This is a genomic window from Arcicella sp. (genome assembly GCF_964672035.1).
Genome location: NZ_CBABQS010000160.1, coordinates 1 through 4,090 on the forward strand (window position 1 = coordinate 1; position 4,090 = coordinate 4,090).

General features: G+C 28.4%; 3 protein-coding genes. All 3 read right to left on the bottom strand.

Annotated elements, in window-relative coordinates:
• Positions 1-689: sugar transferase (locus AC1W31_RS20735; protein ID WP_481736410.1), on the bottom strand; the 689-nt coding region annotated here is incomplete at its 3' end.
• 130 nt (positions 690-819) lie between these two features.
• Positions 820-1,950, bottom strand: a complete 1,131-nt coding sequence (locus AC1W31_RS20740) for a glycosyltransferase (protein WP_481736411.1) — start codon at positions 1,948-1,950, stop codon at positions 820-822.
• A 16-nt stretch (positions 1,951-1,966) separates the two neighbouring features.
• Positions 1,967-3,049, bottom strand: a complete 1,083-nt coding sequence (locus AC1W31_RS20745; RefSeq protein WP_481736412.1) for a glycosyltransferase family 4 protein — start codon at positions 3,047-3,049, stop codon at positions 1,967-1,969.
• Positions 3,050-4,090: the final 1,041 nt, after the last annotated feature.

A 4,090-nucleotide genomic window follows, 5' to 3' on the forward strand; every position in this document is an offset into this window, starting at 1 on the left:
TAAGCATTCTCATCCCCGTTAATAACTATCCAAACCGTTGAGAAAAGTATCTTAATATCCATGGCTAAAGACCAATTTTCAATATACCAAATATCACATTCAAAACGTTTCCAAATTCTTTTTCTATTCTCGTTTTCATCGGCAGAATCACCTCTCAACCCTTTTATTTGAGCGTATCCCGTTAAGCCAGGCTTTACAACATGGCGTAAATCAATATCCTCAATGTACCGTTTATACTCTTCATAAAATGGAATTGGTTGTGGTCGAGGTCCCACTAAAGACATATCTCCCAAAAGCACATTGATGATTTGGGGTAATTCATCCAAATTTGTTTTTCTCAAAAGAGCGCCCAATTTTGTAACTCTACTATCCTGTCTTTCAGTTGCCTTAAAACCTATGGCATCTGAATTTTCATACATGGTTCTTAATTTCCAACACAGAAAAATCTTATTATTAAGACCAATCCTTGATTGAAAAAAGAACACCGGACCCTTAGAATCTATTTTACTGAAAATGGCAATGATAGGAAATAGCCAAGACGAAATAAATATAATTACGAATAAAGAAAAAGTTACATCGAGGTTTCTTTTCAAAAACCTTTCTAATCCATAAGTTTCATGCTTACTACGAACTTCTTCAACGGGAATCGTTAATATGTCTTCGAGGGTTAAATAGTTATCAAACTGCATAGATTTCGAATTTTATTATTTGTACATTGATTTTACAAACAAATATCTTTATTTTTTTTTAATTATCTATAATCATTTAAGTCAAAGTTATTAAGTGGTAAATGATTATCGTAAAAGTTATATTTATTCTTTACTTCGTTAAATTAGTATGTTCTATAAACTTCTCACCTATAAAATGTCTAATTTGGTATATAAATTGTTGCTCACTAAAATTTTCAGCGTGTTGTTTTATAAAATTAGTATCAAATTTTAATTGTTCAAACTTTTTGACTGCTTCCATTAATCCTTCAACTGATTGATCCTCAAAGAATAAAGCCGTTGCTTGTTCAGAATTATTTTTCATTGGAATCATGGTAGATAAAATTCCTCCTGCACCGTAAGCAATCACTGGTCTTCCCGATGCATTTGCTTCTAAGGCTGTAAGTCCATAATCTTCGTGTTGAGGAAAAATAAACGCTTTACATTTGGAATATAAGGAAGCAAGTTCTTCATTACTAATGCCTTCTAAGAAAGTGATATTTTGTTTTGCTCTTGCTTTCAATTCAATTTTTTTAGTACCATTACCTACCACAATCAATTTCAACCCTAATTTGTTGAACGCATCAATTACTAAATCTACTTTTTTGTAATATTCCATTCGTGACACAATCAAAAAATAATCACCTATTTCATCACTAACATAATATTGTGACGTATCGATAGCTGGTTTTATAATGGTTATTGCGGAGGTAGGTTTATAGCTATCCGAAATTCTTTTTTTTGTTTCTTCGGTCATAGCCAAAAAAAACGTCACTTTTTTGCTATGATAAAAATCGATTTTCCGTAATACTTTAACAATACTTTTGAAAATACTCTTTTTAAAAGTATTCGCATTTTCAAACTCACCATACGATGTCGGATCCCAAGCTAATCTAAAAGGTGTATAAGTATAGCTAATAATTAAAGCCTTTGGATTTGTTTTGACGTATTTTGCACAATGAGTTCCAGACATTAATACAACATCATACTCACTTACATCCAATCCTTTCATCGCCAAAATCCCCAAAGGGAAAAACAAATTTTTCATTTTTGAATTTGTTTTGGCTATTTTTTGTAACTGTGATGTTCTGACATCACAATCTTTAAATTCAGGAAAGGTTAAATTTGGTTGATAGCATAAAGTGTAAATTGGAGCATTAGGGAAGGCTTTATGAAAATGAAGAGCAACTCTTTCTCCTCCTGCTACACACATCAATCCATCATGTACTATTGCAATTCTCATCTTAAAAATATTTTGTTTAATTATTTATTTCATTAAAACAGTCTATATGCATTTGAGCTACATCTTCCCAGTTAAATTTAGAAAGCTGTGCTTTATATTTATTCAAATCGGGTTTCCATTTATGATCAATAACTTGCATTATTTTATCTGCAATATCTACATAATTATCTGGATTAAAATATAACACTGCGTCTCCGCATACTTCGGGTAATGAAGCAGCATTTGAACATATTATAGGAATATTAAATTTCATTGCTTCTAATGGGGGCAATCCAAATCCCTCATATTTAGAGGGAAAAATAAATAATGAAGCATTTGCATAATAGTTTTTTAGTTCTTCATCATTGACATATCCTGTAAAATACAATCTATCACCTAATTTTTGAATATAGAAATTCAATTCATCCATATTACCAGTAATAAATCCTTCTTTCTTGCCAACTATATAAAATTTGTAATCAGAATATTTATCTTTGATTGAGTCAAATGCTGTTAATGCATTAAGAAGGTTTTTATGAGGCTTTACGTTACCTACGAAAAGTAAATACGTATCTGGAATATTTTTTTTTACATAATTTTCATTAAACTGACTATCAACGGCACAGTAAACAATTTCAATTCTCTCTTTAGGTATACCAAGATATTTGATTATTTCCGCTTTAGAAAACTCGCTAATTGTAAATGTTTTGCTTGCCCAATTTCTTTTTATGAAATAGCCAACTGTATTCGTATATATTTTTTGTAATAAAGATAAAGTGTCATAGTTTGCCCAATGAAAGGCATCACATATCGTAAGAAATTTGTGAGTTGCTTTTATTGGAAGTAATGGTATATTAAAATGTGGAGACCAAAAAATATCACATTTTGGAATTAGTAATGGTAAATTCCATTGTTCTTTCAAAGAATATATTTTTATATTTGCATCGATTATTTTATAGCCCTTGTCTACAGTAAATCCTAATTTTTGAAGCAAATGATAGTTACCTATAAGAGTTATAATAAATACATTATTTAAGTATGGAATTGTATTTTTTAGATATACTCCTATTCCAGAATGTTGAATCATTCTGGAATCAATTACTAAATGTTTTTTTATCATGAAATTTGCATTTTCGTTAGTATTTTACAGGATATGACGAAAATCTGTTAGATGTTGCAAGTCTAAAATACTTTCGACATAACCATTTTAATATTAGTAAGAAAGATTCCTTTCTTTTTAAGGAAAGTCTATTCGTCAATACGGAATGATTCAATAATAGGTATTTCTGATACAAATAGGACAAATAAAGTGATATTATTTTTGTCTAAGATATGATTTTATTGGCAGAACCCTTGAAGTCATTTTAAAGAGAAAACAGAGAAAACAAAGTGTAGAATTAAAGTATGCTTATAAAACCAAGACAAGTCACGCTTTTATCTAACGTTCTTGCATTATAATTTTAAAGTCTTTGAGTGAACAAATAAAAAATATTTGCTTATTTTTTATCAAATTAGATAATGCAATCTCTTCTGAATAAAAAATAAAATGATACAAAAATAAAATTTAAAGGAAAAATATAAAAAAAAGGTATAAAAAAACATCCACAGAGAAATAAAAATATATAATAATTTATAAATTTTTTTGGTCTCAGAAATAACATTTCATAGATAGTATAAAAGCAATAACATATAACTATTATTGAAATTGGGAAATAGTTAAAGAAAAAACTAATATACCATGTTTCATGAAAAATTAATCCATTTGTAAATAAAGGTATAGACATCTTATTAATACTATCTGAATTTCCGTGTTGGTCTAATGATTCTTTTTTAAAGTTATAAATTAAGATTATCTCATCATAGAAGCTAATAAATAAAAATAAAAATACACATAGAATGAGTAGTGAAAATACTAAATAATCTTTTCTTATAACATTGATTTTTACAATCATCCAGTAAAATAAAGATATAATAAATAGTAAATAACTTGTGAACGAAAATGTTAATATAACACAGATTAATAGTAGAAATGAAGCAATATACATTCGCAATTTTAGTACACAAAAAAACAAAAAAACACTCATAAAACCAAAACCATTAGGGTCATCCCAAAGTCCTCCAAATCTAATTAATTCTCCTTCATAAGATAGTGCAGGTATTA

Bases quoted from the DNA above. Each gene is read 5' to 3' on its own strand.
- AC1W31_RS20745 (WP_481736412.1), bottom strand. From the start codon at position 3,049: ATGATAAAAAAACATTTAGTAATTGATTCCAGAATGATTCAACATTCT.
- AC1W31_RS20740 (WP_481736411.1), bottom strand. From the start codon at position 1,950: ATGAGAATTGCAATAGTACATGATGGATTGATGTGTGTAGCAGGAGGA.